At 28.7% G+C, this 24,751-nt stretch carries 18 protein-coding genes; 15 read left to right on the top strand and 3 right to left on the bottom strand.

Annotated features, from left to right (window positions below; genetic code table 11):
* Positions 1-50 precede the first annotated feature (50 nt).
* Positions 51-1,382: an Orn/Lys/Arg family decarboxylase gene (locus HV819_RS08105; protein WP_176269978.1), complete on the bottom strand. Its 1,332-nt coding sequence runs from the start codon at positions 1,380-1,382 to the stop codon at positions 51-53.
* A 225-nt stretch (positions 1,383-1,607) separates the two neighbouring features.
* On the opposite strand from HV819_RS08105, the gene HV819_RS08100 reads away from it, so the two are divergent.
* The 12 genes from HV819_RS08100 (at position 1,608) to HV819_RS08045 (ending at position 16,734) form a co-directional block, all read left to right on the top strand.
* A complete protein-coding gene (locus HV819_RS08100) occupies positions 1,608-4,103 on the top strand; it encodes an alkaline phosphatase family protein (RefSeq protein ID WP_216629238.1) in 2,496 nt (831 codons plus the stop codon).
* Positions 4,104-4,221: 118 nt separating this feature from the next.
* Positions 4,222-4,695 (top strand): COG2426 family protein, encoded by a 474-nt coding sequence (locus tag HV819_RS08095; RefSeq protein WP_154541063.1) that lies wholly within the window; start codon positions 4,222-4,224, stop codon positions 4,693-4,695.
* A gap of 9 nt (positions 4,696-4,704) precedes the next feature.
* Positions 4,705-5,613, top strand: a complete 909-nt coding sequence (locus HV819_RS08090; protein ID WP_154541061.1) for an LCP family protein — start codon at positions 4,705-4,707, stop codon at positions 5,611-5,613.
* Positions 5,614-5,624: 11 nt separating this feature from the next.
* Positions 5,625-6,143 carry an adenine phosphoribosyltransferase gene (locus tag HV819_RS08085; RefSeq protein ID WP_154541059.1) on the top strand — a complete coding sequence of 173 codons (519 nt, stop codon included), beginning with the start codon at positions 5,625-5,627 and terminating at the stop codon, positions 6,141-6,143.
* A gap of 43 nt (positions 6,144-6,186) precedes the next feature.
* Positions 6,187-7,113 carry a glycosyltransferase family 2 protein gene (locus tag HV819_RS08080; protein WP_154541057.1) on the top strand — a complete coding sequence of 309 codons (927 nt, stop codon included), beginning with the start codon at positions 6,187-6,189 and terminating at the stop codon, positions 7,111-7,113.
* 7 nt (positions 7,114-7,120) lie between these two features.
* Positions 7,121-8,659 (top strand): oligosaccharide flippase family protein, encoded by a 1,539-nt coding sequence (locus HV819_RS08075; RefSeq protein WP_176269977.1) that lies wholly within the window; start codon positions 7,121-7,123, stop codon positions 8,657-8,659.
* 228 nt (positions 8,660-8,887) lie between these two features.
* Entirely contained in the window at positions 8,888-9,829 is a 942-nt protein-coding gene (locus HV819_RS08070) for a DnaJ C-terminal domain-containing protein (protein ID WP_176269976.1), read from the top strand.
* 9 nt (positions 9,830-9,838) lie between these two features.
* Positions 9,839-12,418, top strand: a complete 2,580-nt coding sequence (gene clpB, locus HV819_RS08065) for an ATP-dependent chaperone ClpB (protein ID WP_176269975.1) — start codon at positions 9,839-9,841, stop codon at positions 12,416-12,418.
* 246 nt (positions 12,419-12,664) lie between these two features.
* Positions 12,665-14,785, top strand: a complete 2,121-nt coding sequence (gene nrdD / locus HV819_RS08060) for an anaerobic ribonucleoside-triphosphate reductase (RefSeq protein ID WP_176269974.1) — start codon at positions 12,665-12,667, stop codon at positions 14,783-14,785.
* 41 nt (positions 14,786-14,826) lie between these two features.
* On the top strand, positions 14,827-15,327 hold the full coding sequence (gene nrdG, locus HV819_RS08055; RefSeq protein ID WP_176269973.1) for an anaerobic ribonucleoside-triphosphate reductase activating protein: 501 nt from the start codon (positions 14,827-14,829) through the stop codon (positions 15,325-15,327).
* 26 nt (positions 15,328-15,353) lie between these two features.
* Entirely contained in the window at positions 15,354-15,941 is a 588-nt protein-coding gene (locus HV819_RS08050) for a LemA family protein (RefSeq protein WP_176269972.1), read from the top strand.
* Positions 15,942-15,948: 7 nt separating this feature from the next.
* Positions 15,949-16,734 carry a TPM domain-containing protein gene (locus tag HV819_RS08045; RefSeq protein ID WP_176269971.1) on the top strand — a complete coding sequence of 262 codons (786 nt, stop codon included), beginning with the start codon at positions 15,949-15,951 and terminating at the stop codon, positions 16,732-16,734.
* A gap of 55 nt (positions 16,735-16,789) precedes the next feature.
* Here the strand turns inward: HV819_RS08045 and HV819_RS08040 are convergent, their stop codons facing one another.
* Complete coding sequence (locus HV819_RS08040) at positions 16,790-17,539, bottom strand: NADPH-dependent oxidoreductase (RefSeq protein ID WP_176269970.1); 750 nt, start codon at positions 17,537-17,539, stop codon at positions 16,790-16,792.
* An 84-nt stretch (positions 17,540-17,623) separates the two neighbouring features.
* Between HV819_RS08040 and HV819_RS08035 the strand changes: the two genes are divergently transcribed.
* Both HV819_RS08035 and rlmD read left to right on the top strand, forming a co-directional pair.
* Positions 17,624-19,954 carry an ATP-dependent DNA helicase gene (locus HV819_RS08035; protein ID WP_176269969.1) on the top strand — a complete coding sequence of 777 codons (2,331 nt, stop codon included), beginning with the start codon at positions 17,624-17,626 and terminating at the stop codon, positions 19,952-19,954.
* Entirely contained in the window at positions 19,955-21,328 is a 1,374-nt protein-coding gene (gene rlmD / locus HV819_RS08030; RefSeq protein WP_176269968.1) for a 23S rRNA (uracil(1939)-C(5))-methyltransferase RlmD, read from the top strand. It abuts the gene before it with no gap.
* A 233-nt stretch (positions 21,329-21,561) separates the two neighbouring features.
* On the opposite strand, the gene HV819_RS08025 is transcribed toward rlmD, so the two are convergent.
* Positions 21,562-22,605 carry a cation diffusion facilitator family transporter gene (locus HV819_RS08025; protein WP_407926330.1) on the bottom strand — a complete coding sequence of 348 codons (1,044 nt, stop codon included), beginning with the start codon at positions 22,603-22,605 and terminating at the stop codon, positions 21,562-21,564.
* Positions 22,606-23,215: 610 nt separating this feature from the next.
* Between HV819_RS08025 and HV819_RS08020 the strand changes: the two genes are divergently transcribed.
* Complete coding sequence (locus tag HV819_RS08020) at positions 23,216-24,076, top strand: MerR family transcriptional regulator (protein WP_176269967.1); 861 nt, start codon at positions 23,216-23,218, stop codon at positions 24,074-24,076.
* The last annotated feature ends 675 nt before the right edge of the window (positions 24,077-24,751 follow it).

Raw genomic sequence — 24,751 nt, 5'->3', positions numbered from 1 at the left:
TAAATTATGTAGTATTATTATCTATATTCTAACAAAATAGTCTACACTTGTCAATCTAGTATAATAAAACCACCCTTTTCTATATTAAGCTGTACAGATTGTTCTAGTAGATTTTTAATATTTGAAATTATATCTATATCAAAAATTTCTCCAGGAACTATTAGAGGTATCCCTGGGGGATAGGCATAGATAAAAGATCCAGAAATCTTCTTATCAGCATTATTAAAATCAACAATCTTTTTCTTTCTTCTTAAGGCATCATTTATAGATAAGGCCCTTTTAGGTATCTTATAAGAAAAATCAAAATTATCTTTCTTATAGGAAAGATTCTTATCCATATTTATTATTGTTTGTTTAAGCTTGTTAAAGTCTTTCTTTTGATTAAAAATAGAGCTTAATAATAAAACATAGGAATAAGATACCATTTCTACTTCTATTTTTTTCTTATATAAAAAATTCGAAAAATCATTTCCATTTATATTAGTATTTTTACAAGATATTAGAATCTTTGACTTATCTTTATTTTTATTATTAATGAATTTAAGATTTGAAAGTTTAATATTATATAAGTCATCTAAATTCTCATTTAAGCTATTATACAGCATATAAAACTTTTGAAAATTATCTATCATATCATCTATGGATTGACAAATTATATATGATGGAGAAGATGTTTGAAAAATAGCCATATTTCGTCTTACTTCTTTTTTGTCTATAGATTTATTATTTATTATAACTCCACCAGCAGGAGTTAGAGCAGATAGATTCTTATGAAAAGAAGTAATTGCAATATCAAAATCTAATTCATCATATAATTTATCAAGAATTAGGTGAGATCCATGTGCCATATCTAATATAATCTTGGTATTTTTTGAGATTTTTCTTATTCTTTTTAAATTAAGCATAAATCCTTCATAAGAGGGTGATGTCAAAACTATGGCACTATAATCCTTATTTTTCAACTTGTTTTCTAAATCATCATAATCTATATCATAAGCTATATCACAATCTATAAGTAAATCTATAAAATCTGCATCTAAATTAAAAATTTCTATGGCATTATAGACTGACTTGTGGGAATTTCTTTGGACAAGTATATTTTTATTTTTTCTTGTTAGTGTCCTAATGGATGAAAGTATTCCACAAGTAGATCCATTTGTAGAAATGATAAAGTCAAAGGACTTATATATTTCTTTAAGCTTATCTTCCATATCCTTAAATATAGTTTTGGGGTCATTTAGGTTATCAAATCCTCTAATTTCTGTTATATCCCTATCATAAGGTAATGCTTTATTTAATATATTCTTATTTCTCTTATGTCCTGGCATAGCAAATGAATAATAATTATCTTCTATATATTGGTCTAATTTATCTATTAACATATAACTCCTTTATGTCACTAAATCCATATAGATAGGATTTCTTATTATAAAAACATTATATTTACATAATTTGTCATATAATATATAATTATATCACGAAGTTTACACAAAATTTATAATTAACATATATTTATTTAACAGACAAGAAAAGAGGGGATTAATATTAGTAGAGAAAGAAAGATAAAAATTTTTTCATTTATAATTTCATTAATTGTAATTCTATTTTTGCAATCTTTTATTAAAGATTTTTCCTTTAAAGCGTTTACAAATGAAGAAATCATAATTGAACAAACTTCAAATATTACAAAAGATTCGGATAATTTTAAAATCTATTCGATTTATATAGGAGATAAATTACTTAACCTTGATAATATGGATATTAAGGGGTGGGAAAAGTCAAATACTGAAACAGGTTATCCAATAAAAACAAATGGATATAGTGAAGGAAACCATATTAAATTTAAACCACCATTAAAGCTTTTATTTGATGACTTAACAGTAAACTTTGCTACAAATCCAGCTTATTCCCAAGCTGTTATGACTTATCTCACAGACCATACAATGACCATGTATGCAAACTCATCAGATAATCAATCATATGTAGATATCTCTTATACAGGTCTTGTATCTGTATTGATACAAACTTTAATTGCAATACTTGCTATAGGATTTTTCTATATATTCTTATATAGTTTAATAAATAAGTTAATAGCATCCAAAAATCCAATTAAAAAATTAGCTTATGGATTAAAAGATTATATTATAGATTTTGTGATTTTAGCTATATCTATATTTGGAATGTATAAGATAAAAGATCATATATCAAATACTGGCACATTTACAGTCTTTAGTACACCTTATACATTCAATGACATGATTGCTCTTATACTCATGGTATTTTTATTAAGTCTTGGGATAAGAAGTGTATATAAGAATAGGAAGGATGATAAAAAATATTCCATAGTTAATTGGATACTTTTTGTTATAAATCCATTTGTATCTTTTTATATATTAGAGTCAGCCTATAATCCAGAATTTATGTCTATGGAGATAGTTTATATACTTATAAATGCTCTTATACTTTTCTTAATTCAAGTACTACTTTATATAGTATCTAGAAAGAAAAGACTATCCATGGTACTTGTACTCTTAATTTCTATTGCATTTGGTATAGCCAATGATGCCTTATTTATATTAAGAGACTCACCACTCATACCTGCTTTTTTAAGCTCGCTAGGGGTTGCAGCCGATGTTGCTAAAGAAACTACAATTGCTCTAAATCCTATGTCTTTAATGGCGTATCTTTTAGCTTCAATGTGGCTTTTGATTATAATTTCAATAAAAGAAGCTAAGATTAATATAAGTAAGCTTTCATACTTAAAGCAATTTATCGCATATTCTACAGTATTTTCCATAATACTTGTTACAAGCATAAATTATTTTATAAAACAAAATGGAGTAGGAGTAAATTTATGGAGACCATCCATAACTTATTATGTTGAAGGTTCACCTTATAGTTTCTATAGGATTTTTGCTAATCAAATAATAACTGCTCCTAAAGGATATGATGAAAAAGAAGTTAAAAATACCTTAGAAGAATATTACAACAAGGATATAGGAGAAAAAGATAATAAAAAACCTAATATAATAATAATTCAATCGGAAGCTCTTGCTGACTACTATGGGAAAGGGAATTTAGAAATTAGTGAAAACCCTATAGGATTTCAGAGGTCTTTAGATGAAAATGCTATACAAGGAAATGTTTATGTATCGGTTTTAGGCGGGGGTACTGTTAACTCAGAATATGAAGCTTTGACTTCTATTCCTTTAACTTTTTTCCCTTTAGGTGCTTATCCGTTCCAACAATATGTGAAAGATGGTCATACATCCGTTGCAAGAGTTCTTGAAGACCAAGGATATGAAACCTTTATAACTCACCCAAATAAGCCGACAAACTATTCTAGACAAGAAGTTTGGCCAAACCTAGGCTTTAAAAATATAGCTTTTATAGACGATTATAATAATGAATCTGATAGTTTTATGCCATTAAGTGGTTTTATGAAAGATTCTGTTGCCTATGATATGATAATTGATAAGTATGAAAATAAGTCAGAAAAGCCACTTTTTTATTATTTGGTGTCCATGCAAAACCATGGTGGCTATGTATCAAACTATGAAGGAGATGTAAAAGTTGAAAATCCAACAGGTATAGATGATCAAGGTGTTAACCAATATGTGAATTTAGTTAAAGAGTCAGATAAGGATTTAGAAAGGTTAGTAGAATATTTTAAAAATTATGATGAGCCTACAATCATAGCCATATTTGGAGATCACCAACCACAAAACTATGACGCTTTCATGAATTTGATTAAAGATGGTGGAGATTATACAAATGCAGATGTTTTCGATACACCTTTAACTATATGGGCAAATTATGATATAGAAGAAGAAAAGGATGTAAATATATCACTTAACTACCTTACACCATATCTATTAGAAAAAGCAGGTGGTATCAAGCTTTCAGCCTACCAAAAATATATGCTTGATATGAAAGATGATTATCCAATAATTAGTACAAAGCAAATATATGATAAAAATGGTCAAGAGGTTAATGATGATAGTGAATTTGAAGAAAGAAATAATAAGCTCAATTCATTAATTTACTATGAGATGAAACAAGATACTAAATCATCTAAATACTTTAATGAAGCTTCAAAATAAAAATAACCCGAAATCATTTCTAGATTTCGGGGTTTTTTCTTGATAAATGCTATATTCTTATAAATTATGATATAATAAGATTGTTAAAATATGATATTAAAATAAAAAAGGAGAATATATGCAGAGTATAATAGATTTAATTAGAACATCATTTTCTAATGAAATAGCTCTATTAATTATATCTATGCTTCCTTTAATTGAACTTAAAGGCTCTATTCCTATAGGTCTTGCCATGGATTTTACTCCATTTGAAGCATATGGATTATCATTAATGGGTTCAACTATACCTGCAATTTTTATACTATTGTGGATTAAGCCAGTCTTTGATTGGATGAAAGAAAGAAAAGAGTTAAAAAAAATTGCAGATTGGGCTGAAGGAAAAGCCTTTAAGAGAAAGGATAATATAGAAAAATATGAGTATCTAGGTTTGTTCTTATTTGTAGCCATACCACTTCCAGGTACAGGAGTTTGGATGGGCTCTCTAATTGCATCACTTCTTGGACTAAGAAGAATTAAATCTTTTCTTGTAATAGCTTGTGGAAATACTATAGCTGGCTTAATTATATATATTTTTTCAAGTTTTTTCTTTTAAGGGGATTTTATGAAAAACATTAAAAAAACTATTATAAAATTAATCCTTATTATATTAATGGCTATTACTCTATTTTTAGCTATTTTTGTAATAAAGGGTCTTATATCATCAAGTATTGTAAAAAATGAAAATAATTTTATAGGCGATGATTTATCTGATGGTAATACAATTGAACAAAGACATAAGGATGAACTCTTCTTCTTATTTGCAGGAGTAGACTCTACAGGCGAGAAGACTAATACTAGAACTGATACCCTAATGCTTGTATTGATGAATAAGTCTACAAAAACTATTGATATAATTTCTATACCAAGAGATACAAGGGTATATATTGAAGGAGAATTAGACAAAATAAATGCAGCACATTCTTATGGTGGTATGGATATGACAATAAAAACCATAAGAGATTTTCTTGGAATAGATCTCGATTATTATTGTGAAGTAAATTTTCAAGCTGTTGTAGATGGAGTAGATGCTTTAGGTGGCATTGATATAGATGTAAAAGAACCTATAGCAAATGCTCAAGATATAGAACCTGGTTTGCATAGATTTAATGGACAAGAAGCCCTTAACTATGTAAGATTTAGGAAGGGATATTCAAATGCAGATCTAGGAAGGATTGCAACCCAACAAGATTTTCTAGTTCAATTTATAAGCGAACTATCAAAACCTAGCAAGCTTTTAAGAATACCAATGGTATTTTCGAAACTTAGCTCAAATATGGATACAAATATAAATTATAAAAATCTCTTATCATTTGGATGGGCTTTTAAAAATATATCTCAAGCCCAAATCACTACATATACAATACCTGGCTATCCAGATACTATAGACGGAATTTCTTATTATATTCCAGATTCAGAAGCTACTATAGATATTCGAAACCAAGTATTGTATAATTACCTATTAGAAGAGTAAAAGGAGAAAAAATGGATATTAAAGCAACTATTAGAGTAATTGAAGACTACCCAAAAGAAGGAATATCATTTAAGGATATAACAACACTACTTAAGAATAAAAAGGCTTATAAAGAAACGCTTGACCTTATGGAAGATGCCTTAAAGGATTTAGAATTTGACTATATAGTAGGAATTGAATCTAGAGGATTTGTTTTTGGAGCACCACTAGCTGATAGACTAGGTGTTGGATTTGTACCAATAAGAAAACCAGGTAAACTCCCAGGAGATATAGAATCTATTTCATATGATTTAGAATATGGAAAAAGTGAAATAGAAATTCACAAGGATGCTATCAATAAGAAAGATAAGGTTGTTATTATTGATGATCTTATAGCAACAGGTGGATCAGCAATGGCTTCAGCTAAACTTATAGAATCCCTAGGAGGAGAGATAGTAGCTTTTGAGTTTTTAATAGAACTAACAGAACTTGGAGGTAGAGAAATTTTAAAAGATTATAAGGTAATATCGCTTATAGAATATGATTATTAATAAGCTTTCATCAATTTGAAAGTTTTAATTTTTTGGAGGAATTATGGAAGATAAACTTACTGTAATAATACCACTATATAATAGGGAAGATAAGGTTAAAGATACAATTCTATCTATTGAAAATCAAACCTGTAAAGATTTTGAGATTCTGGTAATTGATGATGGTTCAACTGATAATTCCAAAAAAGTTATAGAATCTTTAATGAAAGACTATGATAATATAAGATATATATATAAGGAAAATGGTGGAGTATCATCAGCTAGAAACCTTGGGATTAAGAAATCTACAACAAAGTATATTTCATTTTTAGATTCTGATGATTTATACGAGGTGGATTTTGTAGAAAAAATGCTTTGCATTATAAGAGAAAATGATGGTGATATAGCTATATGCGGATATTATATTGAAGATGATTATGAAAAAAGAGAAAGTAAGACTAAATTTATTAGTAAGGATATCCTTTATAACTACATACTAGGAAAAAATAATTTTCATACTTCTACTTTTGTATTTAAAAAAGAGTTTATTAGAAAAAACAATATTTACTTTTATGAAGATCTTTCATGGGGAGAAGACATTTCTTTTTTTATAAAAGCTATGTCAAAGACAAAAAATATAAATCTTGTTCAATATTTTCTTACTACTTACATAAATAAGATTGATGAAAAAGCCTTATCTAATTTTGAAATAGAAAAAATTGACAAGGACTTTAATTTCGTTAATAGAATAATAAATGATAAAGATATAAACTTAAGTAAAAAACATAGAGAGGTCTTGGTAAATTATAAGCTTATAGGCTTAATTGTATATAGATTGCTTGAGTGCCTCGATAGAGGATATGATATTAATTTAGTTAAAAAATATTATAATAAATACAAAAAATATATAGAAAATATTTCAATGAAACAAGGGTTAAGAAGTTTAAAACTTTTTGTTAATAAACAAAAACTAGAAAGACTTCTTAAATAACTAGATTATGAATTTTAGTCAAAGAAAAGTAGGAGCTGTTTTATCTTATCTTTCAATAATTATAAATACACTATTAACACTTGCCTATACACCAATCATTCTTAATTATTTAGGAGATGCTGAATATGGAGTCTATGAACTTACAGCATCTCTTGTAGCATATCTAGGACTACTATCATTAGGATTCGGTGGAGCTTATATTAGGTTTTATTATGGGTATAAGGTGAAAAATGATGATTCTGGAATAAGAAAACTTAATGGCTTATTTATAATAGTTTTTATGTTTATGGCCTTTATAGCTCTTTTTTTAGGTATTATATTAATATTAAATTTAGATACTATATTAAGTGGTAAATTAAGCATAGGTGAAATTTCTCTTTCTAAAAAACTTATGTCAATACTAGTTGTTAACATATTTTTAACTTTCCCGACTAGTGTTTTTGAAGCTTATATAACAGCAAATGAAAAATTTATATTTCAAAAAATCATAATGCTTATAAGACTAATACTATCGCCAGTGTTAGGAATACCATTACTTATGATTGGCTTTAAGTCTGTAGGGTTAGTTATTGTTACAACCCTTATAAGTTTTTTCGCTCTTATTTCTAATTCTTATTTTGCAATAAAAAAGTTAGGTATGAGATTTGATTTTACAAGTATAGATAAAAAACTATTAAAGGCTATAAGTGTTTTTTCAAGCTTTATCTTTTTAACTATGATAACGGAACAAATAAATTGGTCTGTAGATAAGTTTGTTTTGGGGAAATTTGTAGGAAGTCTTGCAGTTACAAGTTATGCTATGGGATCTATCATATATAGGGCCTATCAGCAACTAGCAGCATCTATTGTAAACGTATTTGTTCCACAAATAAATAGAATGGTATCAAACGATGAAAGTGATATGGAGATTACAAAACTATTTGCAAAGATTTCAAGAATCCAAATGTATGTTTTAATGTTATTTCTTTTAGGTTTCTTTGCTTTTGGAAAATTCTTTATTTCTAATATTTGGCTAAATAAATCCTATATAGAATCTTATTATGTAGCATTAATTCTAATGTCAGCATCATTTTTATCTCTTATTCAATCCATAGGTATAGATATACAAAGGGCTAAAAATTTACATAGATTTGCAGCAATAGTGTTTTTTATAGTTGCTATAACAAACTTTTTTATTTCAATACCCTTAGCTATCAAATTTGGTCCTATAGGATCGGCCTTGGGTACAGCAATAACAGTAACAATAGGAAATGGAATAATAATGAATATCTATTACTATAAAAGGATAGGTATTGATATATTTTATTATTTTAAAGAAATTCTATTAGTATTAAGAGGTATGATACCAGCTATATTAATCTCCTTAATCATATATAAAATAAATATAAAATCTATATATGAATTTATAGGATATATTATAGCTTTTGTAATATTTTATTGCCTTACTTCTTGGTACTTATCTATGAATAAATTTGAAAAAGACCTAGTAAGAAAACCGATAAAGTCCTTAATTAATATTATAAAGAATAAATATCATTCTTTATAAATAAGTTTTTTATATAAGGTTTTAAGTCATAATTACATCTAGCATTTACTTATATTATATTGTGATATTTCTATATCTTATAGATAATTTAAAAGATGATAATATTTATTAAAAGCTAACAATTAATTATAAATAATAGAAATATTTATAATTAAAACTTGAATATTTACATAAACTTAGTATAGTAAGATTAAGGTCAAAGATGGTCAGAGAATGATGGAGGTAAATATGAAATATCAAGATTATTATAAAATATTAGGTGTAAAAAAAGATGCAAGCAAGGATGAGATTAAGAAAGCTTATAGGAAGCTTGCCAAAAAGTACCACCCTGACCTTCATCCTGATGACAAGGAAGCCACAGTGAAATTTTCTGAAATAAATGAGGCTTATGAGGTATTATCTGATGATAAGAAAAGAGAGCAATATGATATGTTTGGGCAAAGTGGAAACTTTAGCCAAGGTCAAAATTTTGACCCTTCTCAATTTGATTTCTCAGATATATTCTCAAACTTTGGATCATCTAATAGGTCCTATACTTACACTAAAGGTGGAGGATCAAGTTCTGGATTTTCAGACTTTTTTGATACATTTTTTGGAGGTGGAGGATTCTCTCAAAAAACACATCAAGGATCTTCATTTTCAAATTTTGGAACAGGTTTTAAAGCAAAGAAAAAACAAAAATTAAATACTACAGTAAGTATATCACTAGATGAAGCTATTAAGGGAAGTAAAAGAACATTAAAAATAAATGATAAAAATAACTCTATTAAAGAGGTTAACATAAATATACCAAAAGGATTAACATCTGGTAAAAAACTTAAGATAGATGGACTGAAATATGGAATAAGTGCTGATATATATGTCAAGGTTAATATAAAAGAAGATTCAAAATATAAACTAGATGGCCTCGATATTATACAAAAAGAATCCATTTATCCATGGGATGCCTACTTTGGAGAAAAAATTACAATAGATAGTCCAAATGGAAAGTTTAAGGTAAATATTCCAGAAAAGATAGAATCTGGAAATAAGATAAGAATTAAAAATAAGGGATATGTTGATATGAATAATAATCAAGGTGATTTGTATATAGAAATTCAAATCAATAATCCAAAAACATTAAGTAAAGATCAAATTGACCTATATAAGAAATTAAAAGAAAAAAATTAGGAGGCAATTATGGATTTTAATAAATTTACTCAAAAGTCAACAGAGGCTATAAATGAAGCTTCACAAATAGCAATAAAAAATGCCAATCCTGAAGTTGGTATAGTTCACTTAGCTTATGCACTTTTAGAAGATAGTGACTCAATGGTAAGTCAAGTATTATCAAATATGAAAATATACAAACCATTACTTAAAAAAATTGAAGATAAATTAAATAAGCTACCATCCCAATCTGGATCAGGAAATATTTATCCCAACACAATTTTTCAAAGAGTTCTACTTAAAAGTGAGGACATAGCAAAAAATATGGGTGATTCTTTTATATCCACTGAGCATATATTTCTATCTCTATTAAAAGAAGAAACAGAACTCAGTGACTTATTTAAGGTATCTGGCTTAACTTATAAAAATTTTAATAATGAGCTTTTAAAGGTTAGGAATGGTCAAAAAGTTACTAACGATAATCCAGAAGAAACTAATAATCCACTTGAAAAATATGGTAGAAATCTTACAAAAGAAGCAAGAGAAGGTAAAATCGATCCAGTTATAGGAAGAGATCAAGAAATAAGAAATTGTCAAAGAATCCTATCTCGTAGAAAGAAAAATAATCCAGTACTTATAGGACATCCTGGTGTTGGTAAGACTGCCATAGTTGAAGGACTTGCACAAAGGATTGTTAATAAAGATGTTCCAGAACCACTTCAAGGAAGAGAAATCTTTGCTCTAGATATGTCAAGCCTTGTTGCTGGTGCAAAATATAGAGGTCAATTTGAAGAAAGACTAAAATCAGTTATAGATGAAGTCAAAAAATCTGAAGGTCAAATTATTATGTTTATAGATGAGCTTCATACAATAGTTGGAGCAGGTAAATCAGAAGGTTCTATGGATGCATCAAATATAATGAAACCTATGCTTGCACGTGGAGAAATAAAAGTGATAGGGGCTACAACTCTAAATGAATATAGAGAATATATAGAAAAAGATGGAGCCCTAGAAAGAAGATTCCAAAAAGTTTTAGTAAATGAACCAAGTGTAGAAGATACTATATCAATACTTAGGGGCATAAAAGATAAATATGAAATCTATCATGGTATAAGAATCCAAGATCAAGCGGTAATAGCAGCTGCTGAACTTTCAAATAGGTATATAACTGATAGATTTCTTCCGGATAAAGCAATAGATTTAATGGATGAAGCATGTGCAACTGTAAGAACAGAAATAGATACTATGCCAGAATACCTAGATGAGGAAAAAAGGAGAATTCTTCAAGTTCAAATTGAAATAGCAGCCCTTAAAAAAGAGGATGATGAAAAGAGTAAGAAAAGACTTGAAATACTTGAAAAAGAGCTAGCAGATGCTAATGAAAAATATAATGCTGACTTTAATAAATGGAAAAGCCAAAAAGATTCTATAAATTCAGTAAAAGATATAAAAGAAGAAATTGATAAGGTAAAAGTTGAGATAGACAAGGCTGAAAGAAATTATGATTTTGAAAAGCTTTCAGAGCTTAAATATGGAAAACTTAATGAGCTTGAACAAAAGCTAAAAGAGAAAGAAAAGGACCAAGAAAATGATTCATCTATAAAAGAAGAAGTTACAGATGAGGATATAGCAGATGTTGTATCAAATTGGACTAATATTCCAGTATCTAAGCTTGTAGAAAGTGAAAGAAATAAAATTTTAGCTCTTCCAGAAAAACTTCACCAAAGAGTTATAGGACAAGATGAAGCAGTAATAGGTGTTTCAGATGCTATAATTAGGGCAAGATCAGGACTTAAAGATCTCAGCAAGCCTATAGGATCATTTATATTTCTAGGACCTACAGGTGTTGGTAAAACTGAGTTAGCAAAGTCACTTGCAGAAGCAATGTTTGATAGTGAAAATAATATGATTAGAATTGATATGAGTGAGTACATGGAAAAATACTCAGTATCAAGATTAATCGGTGCTGCACCTGGATATGTAGGTTATGAAGAAGGTGGTCAACTTACAGAGGCAGTAAGACGTAATCCTTATTCAGTAATACTTTTTGATGAGATAGAAAAAGCTCATCCAGATGTATTTAATATACTTCTCCAAGTTTTAGATGATGGAAGACTTACAGACAGCCAAGGTAGGACTGTAAACTTTAAAAACACAATAATCATAATGACATCAAATATAGGATCCAATTTCCTTATAGAAGGACTTAAAGAAGATGCAACTATAAGTGAAGATACTAAAGACTTAGTAGATAAAGCTTTGAGAAATTCATTTAAACCTGAGTTTTTAAATAGAATCGATGATATAATAATGTTTAAACCACTTACAAGTGATCAAATATATAAAATCATTGATCTTCAAATAGAAGATATTTCAAAAAGGCTTGAAGACAAGGATATTTCTATAAAATTATCAGATAAGGCTCATAAATATATTTTAGAAAGATCTTATAATGTAGAATATGGTGCAAGACCAATAAAAAGATTCATACAAAGCAATATAGAAACAAGTCTTGGTAGAAAAATTATTGAAGGAAATATAATGGAAGGAGACCATGTTCTAATTGATTTAGATGAAAATAATGAACTTTCCTACAATATAGAAAACTAAGGTATAAATATTATTAGCAGAAAGGATGTAAAAATTCTTTCTGCTATTTTTTTGCTTAATATAAAGATTTGTAGAGAATTAATTAAAAATCTTATTTAGCATATTTATTCACCAAGTATCATGGAATGGCTTATCTTCTTGTTAATTATTCAAAACAAAAGAGAGAAAAGCACAATATATAGTGGTTATTGATTTTTTATATCTATATATGGTATACTTAAAAAGAAAAGAAAAGGAGTATTGTATATGTTAAAAGTTGTAAAAAGAAATGGTCAAAAAGTGAATTTTGATAAAGATAAGATAATAATTGCTATAGAAAAAGCTATGAATTCTTCAAACGGAGTATTTGTAGATGGTCAAGCCCAAACCATTGCAGACGAAATAGAAGAAAGATCGAAAAATAAAAAAGAGATTTCAATATATGAAATAGAAGATCAAGTTTATTACAAACTTATTGATAAGAATAATCCTGCTACAGCAAAATCATACGAATCTTACAGATCTGTTCAAGCTTATAAGAGAAGTGCAAATACTACAGACGATGATATAATTGGTCTATTAGAAAGAACAAATATAGATGTTATGGACGAAAACTCAAACAAGAATCCTTTAATAGCATCAACCCAAAGAGACCTTATAGCAGGAGAAGTATCAAAAGACTTGGCTAAAAGAAAGTTAATAGATGCAGAGCTTGTAGAAGCTCATGAAGATGGAGCCATACATATTCACGACTTAGATTATTTGATTCAACCAATATTTAATTGCTGTTTAGTAAATATGAAAGATATGCTAGATAATGGAACAGTTATTAATGGAAAAACAATTGAAACACCAAAGTCATTTCAAGTAGCTTGTAATGTTATGACCCAAATAATAGCACAAATTGCATCAAACCAATATGGTGGTCAATCTATAAATATAGCTTGTCTTAGTAAGTATCTGAAAAGATCCTACAATAAAAATTTTAAGCTAGCTTCAGAAATTCTTTCAAATCAAAAAGAAATAGAAGTAATGGCCCAAAAGCTCACACAAAGAGACTTAGAATCTGGTATACAAACAATTCAATACCAAATTAATACCTTAATGACATCAAATGGTCAAGCACCTTTTGTAACATTGTTTATGCATACAGATGAAGATGATCCATATCTTGATCAAACAGTTAAAATAATAGAAGAAATTTTAAAACAAAGAATTCAAGGCATTAAAAATGAAGCGGGAGTATATGTAACTCCAGCCTTTCCTAAGCTTATATATGTTCTAGATGAAAACAATGTTAAAAAGAATAGTAAATATCATTTCCTAACAGAGCTTTCTATAAAATGCACAGCAAAAAGAATGTATCCAGACTATATATCAGCTAAGATTATGAGGAAAAACTATGAGGGAAATGTATTCTCCCCAATGGGATGTAGGGCTTTCTTACCACCATATAAGGATGAAAATGGAGAATATAAATTTGATGGAAGGTTTAATATAGGAGTATGTACTATAAATCTTCCACAAATAGGAATTCTTGCGAGAGGTGATGAAGAAAAATTCTTTAAAATCTTAAATAAGAGAATGGAGCTTGTAAAAAGAGTAGGAATCTTAAGATATAAGCACCTTAAGGATGTAACAAGTGATTCATCTCCAATCCACTTCCAACATGGGGCTATTGCAAGACTTAAACCTCATGAAAAAATAGAACACCTTTTAAAAAATGGTTATGCAACAGTAACAATTGGGTATATTGGAATATATGAAGCAAGTAAGCTTGTAACAGGTGAAAGTCATACAAGTAAAAAAGGTCATGATTTTGCTATAAAAATAATGCAACTTTTAAATAGAAAGAAAGAAGAATGGACAGAAGAAACAGGACTTCAATTTGCAGTTTATGGAACTCCTGCAGAAAATTTGACTAATAGATTTGCATCTATAGACAAGAAAAGATTTGGAGAAATTGAAGATGTAACTGATAAAGGTTACTATACAAATTCATTTCATGTTGATGTAAGAGAAAAAATATCTGCATTTGAGAAGTTTGATTTTGAATCAGAATTTCAAAATATGTCATCAGGTGGCTGTATTTCCTATGTAGAAATACCGAATATGACCAATAATTTAAAAGCTTTAGGAACAATTGTAGAATATATATATGATCATATTCAATATGCTGAATTTAACACAAAATCAGACTATTGTTCAGAGTGTAACTACGATGGGGAGATGCTTTTAGATGATGACAATCAATGGTATTGTCCTCAATGTGGAAATAAAGACAGGTCTAAACTTACGGTCGTAAGAAGAACTTGTGGCTATCTTGGAGAAAATTTCTGGAATGAAGGTAGAACAAAAGAAATAAAAGCAAGGGTATTGCATATATAAAAATAAAGGCCTGCTTTTGCGGGCTTTTTAAGTGAGGATTTATGAGATACGGACAAATTAGAAAATATGATGTAGCAAATGGGCCGGGGATAAGAACATCTTTCTTTGTAACAGGATGTTCAGCTAATTGTAAAAATTGTTTCAATACAGAATATATGAATCCAAACTATGGTAAACTTTGGACTGAAAAAGAAACAAATCTTATCATTGATTATCTAAAAAAAGATGAAATAGAGGGTCTTACCATTCTTGGTGGAGAGCCTTTCGAGTCAGTAAGAGATTTAATAGAGATTGTAAGAAAGATAAGAGATAAGTCAGATAAGTCCATATGGATATTTTCAGGATTTAAATATGAAGTATTGATAAATAATAAAGAAAGTAAAAAGCTTCTTTCCATGTGTGACGTATTAGTAGATGGTCTTTTTGTAGAAGAGTTGAAAAATTTAAAATTAAAATTTAAGGGTTCATCTAACCAAAGAACCATAGATATCCAAAAGTCATTAGAAAAAAATAAAATATGTATTTTAGATGGGTATAAATAAAATAGTTAAAAATTTAGGAGGATTTTATGGAAATTAAAAGACAAAGAAAGGGAGCTATTGGTATAGTTGTTGCAATAGTTGCAGTAATTGTGATAGCCTTACTTGTTTTAGTTCCTTCATATAATGGACTTGTTAAGCAGAAAGAACAACTTGACCAATCTTATGCCCAAGTTCAAAATGTGGTTCAAAGAAGGGCAGACCTTATACCAAATCTTGTAAATACAGTTAAGGGCTACTCAGAGCATGAAAAAGAAACCCTTACAGAAATAACTAAGGCAAGAGCAGGTATAGAAGAAGCCAAAGGACCAAAGGAATTAGCAGAAGCTAATGAACAAATGTCTCAGGCTATAAGAAATGTAAATGTAGTTGCAGAAGCTTATCCAGAACTTAAGGCAGATACCCAATTCACGCAACTTATGGATGAGCTTGCTGGGACTGAAAATAGAATTTCAGTTGAAAGAAAAAATTATAACCAGGAGGTTCAAAACTACAATACCAAAGTTAAATCATTTCCTACAAGTATATTTGCATCATTAATGGGTTTTAAGCAAGCTGAGTATTTTCAAGCGGATGCATCAGCACAAGATGCTCCTAAAGTAGACTTTGGAAATTAGGTAGATTATGAGAAAAAGTAAGAATGCCTTAGTTTTAAAAATATTTGCTTTTATTCTTCTTTTTCTACCAATAAGAGCCTATGCGGATAAAATACCAGACGCACCTAAAACCTACTACCTAGATGAGCTTAACCTAATAGATCAACCAACTAAAGATTATCTTACTAAGGTCAACAAAGAACTTGAACAAAAAACAGGAGCACAAGTTATCTATGTTTCAGTTAAAGATATTGAAAATGATCCAATGGCTTATGGAACTGATTTATTTCGTAAATGGCAAATAGGAGATAAAGATAAGGAAAATGGAGTTTTAATCCTTATATCACAAAAGATTGGTACTGAAAAAAAAGACATATCCATCATAACAGGCTACGGAATAGAGGGAAGACTAAATGATGGAAAGGTGGGAAGAATTATAGATACCTATATGCTTGATTATATGAAAAAAGGAGATTTTTCTACAGGCATAAAAGAAGGGTTTAATGCAGTAGTTGGAGAGATTGCTGATGAGTATCAAGTAGATATGAATGGTGACTATGAGAGCTATAAAGATAATCTTGAAGATGATGATGACTTTGATTTAAGAACAATAATTATAATGTTTGTTGTATTTATGATTTTATCTAGTCTTTTTTCAGGAAGAAGTGGCTATAGAGGCGGAGGAGGATTTGGTGGCTTTGGAGGTTTCTCTGGCGGTGGATTTTCAGGCGGATCATCAGGTGGCTTTTCTGGAGGAGGATTCTCTGGAGGTGGAGGCTCATCTGGTGGTGGAGGAGCTAGTAGAGGAATTTAGAAAAAATTTAAGCTATTGTAAAGTTTTATCCTTTCAATAGCTTTTTTCTTTGTTTTTATTTTTTTATAACAAAACCTTGTTCTTCTAAGGTATCAAACATTTTTTCTCTATTTTTTATAATTGAACCCTGTTTTTTAAGAATTTGTGTAGAGAAGGCATCAGACCTCTTATTAGAATCTCTTAAGTCATAATAATCTCTCATTTCTTTATCATAATCTTTTATGGAGTCAAGATATGAGTCTTTAAACTCATATGAGTTTGTATAAAGCTTATTAGATAAAGACATTCTTGGTTTAAGTTGTGGTTTTTGGTTAGGATATCCTATACCGACACCTACTATGGGATAAGTAAGTTTCGGCATCTTTAATAGCTCAATTACTTTTTTAGTATCATTGTGAATATTTCCATAAAAGTTTGCGCCAAGTCCTAAAGATTCGGCAGCTATTGTAAAGTTTTGGCTTTGTAGAACTCCATCAGTAAAACCTTGAATAAATTTATCGAAGTTTATCATAATGCTATTTTCATTTCCCATTTCCTTGGCTATATTATAGTTTCTATATAAGTCTACTATAAATATAAATAGCTCAGGACATCTTCTCATGTATTCTTGATTTCCAATTTTAGCAAGTTCATCTTTTATATTTTGATCAGTTATTCTAATAATAGATGAGTTTTGCATACCATTGCTTGATGCAGTTTGATTTGCAACATCAAGTAGGATTTTTAAAATATCATTACTAATTTTTTTATCTGTGAATTCTCTAATTGTCCTATGCTCAAGTTGTGTTTTAATTGTTTCATTCATATTCTCACCTCAATAATTTTATACCTTAAAGAAGATTTATTAAACAATTAAATATGTTATAATTAAAAAAAGAAGGGTGGTTTTATGTACATAAAAACTTCAGTAAGAAAGCTGATAGAATTTGTTATGAGAAGTGGAGATATAGATAATAGCTTTCGTGATTCTAATAGGATGGTTCAAGGAATAAAGGCACATCAACAAATTCAAAAATCTTATTCTGATGACTATAAGGCTGAATACTACCTAAGAAATGTTACAGAAATTGATGATATGGAATTTCATGTTGAGGGCAGGGCAGATGGTCTTTTTAAAGTTGGAGATACCTACACAATTGATGAAATTAAGTCAACTACTAGAGACTTAGATAAATTAGATGCTTCAAATAAGCTACACTGGGCTCAGGCTTTTTGCTATGGGTACTTTTTTGCTGTAAAAAAAGGCCTTAAAAAGGTGAGAATAAGACTAACCTATGTTTCCTTAGATGATTATAGAACAAAGGAATTTTATAAGGAAAAGAGCCTTGATGAGCTTAATGAATTTTATATTAATCTTCTAAAAGAATATATAAGTTTCTCGAAAATTCTTTCTATAAACCTTGAAAAAAGAAATAAAACGGCCATAGAACTAACTTTTCCTTATAAGGGTTATAGGAGGGGGCAAAGAAAGATGTCAGTTGCTGTCTATAGGGCAATACTTGATAAGAGAAAACTTTTTGTAGATGCACCAACAGGAACTGGAAAAACTATATCAACTATATTTCCTTCAGTTAAGGCACTAGGAGAAGGTCTATTAGATAAGATTTTTTATCTTACAGCTAAGAACACTACAGCAAAAGAAGCTATTAAATCCTTATTCTTATTAAAAGAAAAAAACTTATCCATAAAAGCAGTATCAATAACTAGCAAAGAGAAAATTTGTCTAAATGATGAAATCGAGTGTAATCCAAACGACTGCCCTTTTGCAAAGGGACACTTTGACAGGATAAATAATGCCCTTAAAGATATTTTAGAAAACGAAGATATAATGGACTACGATGTAATAACTTCTTACTCAGAAAAGCACAAGGTCTGTCCATTGGAATTTGAACTTGACATAGCACTTTACTCTGATATAATTATTTGTGATTATAATTATGTTTTTGATCCAAATGTTTATCTTAGGAGATTTTTTGATGAAAGCTTAGAAGACTTTATATTTCTTATAGATGAATCTCACAATCTGTTGGAAAGGTCAAGAAAAATGCTTAGTCATGAGTTTTTAGAATCTTCCTTTAAAGACCTAAGAGAGTCAATGGATATAAAAAAAGATAAAACTATAATAAAGTCTCTAGACTCTATACTTAATGAATTTGAACAAATGTATAAAAACTATGGCAAAAAACTTTTTTATTATAGTGAAAAATACAATGATGATTTTGATAAAAAACTTATTATACTTTCAAAAAAATTAGAAAAAGTTCTAATCGATAATAAAAAAAGAGAAGACTATGATAAAATAAAAGATATGTTTTTTGAAATAAATCATCATATAAAGGTTTCAGATAACTTTATGGAAGGTTTTTATATGACCTTAACTTTTGATGATAATTCTTTAGATAAGATTTTTGAAATAAAGTGCATAGATCCATCAAAAGTTTTAAAGGAAAAATACAAACAAGCTGTATCTTGCATATTTTTCTCAGCAACTCTTTCACCGATGGAATTTTATAGGAAGATGCTTGGTGCAGAAGATAGCTTAAAACTTCACTTGAACCTTCCATTTGATAATAGAAATTTTAAGCTTTTAGCTACACCTATATCAACAAGATATAAGGATAGAAATAAAAATCTTATGGATATAGGAGATCTTATCCATGAGTTTATAAGCTCAAAAAAGGGAAATTATTTTATATTCTTCCCATCATTTTCCTATCTTGAAGATATTTATGAATATTATAAGGATAGATATGATGATGAAATACTTGTCCAAGAGAGATTTATGTCTCAAACAGATAGGTATAAATTTTTACAAAATTTCACCTATGATAGTGAAAAAACCGCATTTCTTGTTTTAGGTGGTATATTTTCAGAAGGTGTAGATCTAAAAGGTGATAGGCTTATAGGTGTCATGGTCATATCTGTTGGTATGCCTGGGGTCAGTGATGAAAGAAATCTTATAAAAAACCACTTTGATAAAATCAACCACAATGGCTTTGATTATTCCTACACCTACCCAGGACTTAATAAAATTTTTCAAGCAGCAGGAAGACTTATAAGAGATGAAAAGGACAGGGGGATAATCTATCTAATAGATGATAGGTTTTTGTGGGATAAATATAGAAGACTTTACCCTAGACATTGGGCAAATATAAAAGAAGTAAGAGATAAGGATGAACTTAGATTTTTAATAGATGAATTTTGGAATAAAGGAGATTGAATGAAACAAAAACCTATAAAGGAAGTAGAGATAATTGATGTAGCATATCCAAATATTTCCATAGGAAAATTTGATGAAGATAAACTTGTTGAATTTAAAGGAGGAGTCCTCGGAGAAAAGTGTAGAGTCAAGATTACAAGATCTCGTGGAAATAAGAAAAGGGGTAAATACATAGAAAAAATTGAAGATTCAAAACTTGAAAATTCCAAAGAATTTTGCCCTAATACAGGTATATGTGGAGGTTGTTCTTATCAGAAGATGGGATATGAAACAGAGCTTTTATTAAAACATAATATGATAAGAAAACTTTTAAAAAAATCTGATATAAAAGTAAAGGACCTATCTATAGTAAGAAGTGCAAAAATTAAGGGATATAGAAACAAGATGGAATATTCCTTTGGAGATGCTTATAAAGGAGGTCCATTAATATTGGGACTTCATAAAATAAATAGGTTTTATGAGATAGTAGATACTAATGGTTGCAATATTGTAGATTCTGACTTTGAAAGTATAAGAAAACATGTTCAATCTTATTTTAGGGAAAAAAATACAAATTTCTACCACAAAAAAACCCATGAAGGTCTTTTAAGAAACTTAATAATAAGAAAGGGGATGTATACAGGAGATATTATGGTAATCCTTGTAACAAGTTCAGATGAGTCATTTGACCCGATGAGAAAAGAACTATTCACCCACAATCTATTAAATGCAAAGACCAATGGCATTATTAAATCAATATACCATGTTGTAAATGACTCTTTGGCAGATGCTGTAAAGGTTGACTCAATTGAACTTTTATTTGGAAAAGAATATATAGAAGAGAGAATGAATGACCTAGTGTTTAAGATATCTCCATTTTCATTCTTTCAACCAAATGTGTATACAGCAGAAAAAATCTATAAAAATGCTATAGAACTTTCAAGTGTTAGTAAAAGCAAAAATGTCTTAGATCTTTATTCCGGTACTGGAACCATAACTCAATTTTTTGCAAAAGTGTCCAACAAAGCTTTAGGTATAGAAATAGTAGAAGAAGCAGTAGAAAAGGCCTTTGACAATGCAAGAGAAAATAAAATTGAAAATATTGACTTTATAGCTGGAGATGTTTTAGAAAAAATCAATCTTGTAAAGGGTGAATATGATATACTTGTCATAGATCCACCAAGAGAGGGGATTCACCCTAAGGCTATAGGAAAGATAATAGATATAAATCCAGAAGAATTTGTTTATATATCTTGTAACCCTAAAACCCAAATTAGGGACATTGAAATTTTCATGGAAAAAGGGTACAAAGTCGTAAAATACCAAGTTTTTGACCAATTTCCAAGATCAAGACACGTGGAGACGATATTATTGATATCAAGGATAGAAGATTAATAACAGAACAATGGCGAAGTCAAGGGGTTGGAGATTTTATGCTAAATCTAAAAACTCATAAATATTAAAACAAGTTCTATGGAAAAATATAGAAAGAGAAAATGTAGCGTAAAAATTTTCTACAACTGGGTAATAAAGAACAAAAAGACCAGAGAAAATATTATACTCACTCTGGTATTATTACAACTTTGTGGGTCAAATTATAACCACGTTTTTAAGATTAAAAGTTAATTTTATAAATCAAGGTCAGGAACAATTTGAATTTTATAATCCGGATAAAGGTCTTTGACTTCTTTATTTATTATTTTAAGGGCATCTTCTATTTTAATGTCAAAGCTCAAAACAACATCAAATCTTAAAGAAATTTTATCGATATCGCAGTAAAATCCATGGACTTGTAGAGCCCAATCATGAGATAAAATTTTCTTTTCGACAGTTTTTCTAATTTCTGTAGCTTTTTTGTCTTTAGTATTAAAAGAATATACACCGAGAGCAATTAAAATTACTCCAGTTTTTTTATAAATCTTGTGTTGTAATTTTCTTGTCAACATGTCAACCTCATCGACTTGCATTTTGTCTGGAAGTTCAACATGAAGGGAAGAATAGTATTTATTAGGACCGTAATTAAAAAGCGCTAAGTCGTATACTCCAAGAACTTGTTCTTCTTCACTAACTAACTCTTTTATTCTCTCTACCATTTCATGATCAGCTCTGTGACCAATTAAATCATCAACAGTTGATAGCATTATTTCAATTCCAGCCTTAATCATGAAAATTGAAATAATTATACCAATATAAGCTTCAAGAGAAATTCCCCAAATTGTAAAAATAATTGCAGACAAAAATACAGAAAAAGAGAGAATTGCGTCAAATAAAGCATCAAAACCCGATGCAATTAATGCAGTAGAATTAATTTTTTTGCTTTGTTCTTTCACATAATTTCCCAAAATAAATTTTACGACAACTGCCAAACCAATAACTACAATAGAAAGTATTGTATAGGATGCAGGACTTGGATTTAAAATTTTCTTCACAGATTCAACCAAAGAAGTAATTCCAGCGTAAAGAACAAGAGCAGCAATAATCATCGAAGATATGTATTCAATCCTTCCATAACCCATTGGATGCTTTTTGTCTGGAGCCTTGCTGGCAATTTTTTCGCTTATGATAGTTACAACAGAAGAAAGAGCATCAGATAAATTGTTCACAGCATCTAAAATCAGTGCAATAGAATTAACAAACAAACCTAAAATTGCATTAAATATTGCGAGAAACACATTGATTAAAATAGCAATTATACTTGTCTTTATAATTGCCTTTCCACGATTTTTTAAGATATTGAAATATCATAACTCTCTTGTGACATAATAACCCCTTTTTAATACCCATAAGTTTATTGTTTAAACAAAGAATAGAGAAATGGATAAGAATGAAAAGTATATAGTATAAACAAAATAGTAAACGACATGCCACTTATAATTTAAGCGAACCAAGTCCTGTTTTTTGATTTTAAAATAGTTTTAACTTATAGTATCAATATATTTGGGATAATATTGATTTGCCAAAATTCAAAGCTCAGGATGATTCAGGAATTTTTTCAATCATGGAGCAAATAAAAAAAGAATAAAAATCGCTTTTTAGAAATCGAAGAGTTTATAAGTGCAAACTCAGTTTTAAATTATGTAATTTATTACAATGTATTAAAATCATTATAATGGAAAAGATAAGGATAAAAAAATACTGTTATTCATCTTTCAAGTTAAAGAATTATAGAAATATCTAATTATTTTTGGAAAAGTGATATTTAGCGGTAAGTTAAATAATAAATTTTAGTATTTGACTAGTCCCTTAGGGACGGTGATATCCTTTAAATAGAGGAGGGATATTATGATTATAAGTGAAGTTCAAAACAGGACGGGTCTTACAAGAAAGGCTATTAAATATTATGAAGAAAGAGGACTAATTAATCCCAAAAGACTTGAGAATGGGTATAGAGATTACAGTGATAAAGATATTAAAATTTTAAAAAAAATTTCTGTACTTTCTAAAGTTGGATTAAGTGTAGCTGAAATTAAAGGAATACTACATTCACAAGATTCTTCATTATCTACGATTTTAAGGAATAAGGAATTTGAATTAAATATTGAAGAAAAAAAGAAAGAAATTCTTGAACTTATAATCAAAGGAGAAGAGCAAGCTACGATAAATAAAAAACTTGATTTGTTAGAAACTAATAAAACTATCTATGAAAGATTAATGGATAAATTTCCGGGTTATTTTGGACAGTTTTTATTTTCAGCATACAAAATATTTTTAAATGAAAATCTAGAAGAAGAAGGGAAAAAAGCCTTTGAAAAATATATAGAGTACTTAGATAATTTACCAGAATTTCAATTGTCTAATGACGAAGGTAAATACATTGAAGAATTAACTAAATCTTTTTCTATGGCAGATTTAGAAAAAATTAATGAATCAAAGATTGAAGCAGTGAATAATATAAAAAAATGGTTTAAAGATAATGAAAAATTTATTTTTGATTATGAAAAATATAAAAAAAGTGATGAGTATTTGAATAGTGAGGTTAAGAAAATACAAGATAGATTTCAAAAATACATGGTGGACAATGGATATTATGAGATTGCAATTCCACTCATTAGAAAATTTAGTAAATCCTATGATGAATATTATAAGAAATTAATACAAGCCAATAAAAAATATTTAAAAGAAAAAAGTTCTTATTCTAGATAAAAATGTATTTTGGGAATAGGGTTGTGGACTATAGGTATGATTTAATTAATATACAATTAAGAAATCGAAATGTCTTAAATTATGAGGAATATAGAAGCTTATGTAAGAATTCTAATTAACATAATGTTATAATAAAAGTTGTGCCTTTTTTGACACAACTTTTTATTACATATTTATTATATTTCCAAGAATAGATGCCGCAGCTGGGATTGAGCGAGACTTGCTGCCTATTATTGTGAGATCGCAAAGGGCATCTGTTTTATATTTAACAGCTTTGTTTTTACTATTTACGAAGTATAGACTGTCATTTTCTGAAACTAGGTACATTTATATAGCTTCAATTGAATTTATTTCAGCTCCTGCGAGGTCATATAACCACCTATAGTACACACTATTCAAAGATGTAAATTTTTTCCTTTGCAAGATTATTTAGTTTTTTATATATTGGATTAAATCTGAAAATCTTTTAGGAATTTAATAAATTTTTTTTCTTTATTGGAAAGAGCTTTATTTTTAAGAAAAAATAAATTTACATTTCTTTTAGAATAAGTCAAGTCCATAATATTGTGTAAATTATCCTAGTCCAATATTTACTATTTCATTCTAATATACAATTTAGAAGAAGTTATCCAATCCTCATTGATATCAATGAGGATTGCGCCTATTAGTCTAATA

This window comes from Anaerococcus faecalis (assembly GCF_013371425.1).
Classification (GTDB): Bacteria; Bacillota; Clostridia; order Tissierellales; family Peptoniphilaceae; genus Anaerococcus; species Anaerococcus porci.
This window is presented reverse-complemented; position numbering and strand designations above follow the sequence as displayed.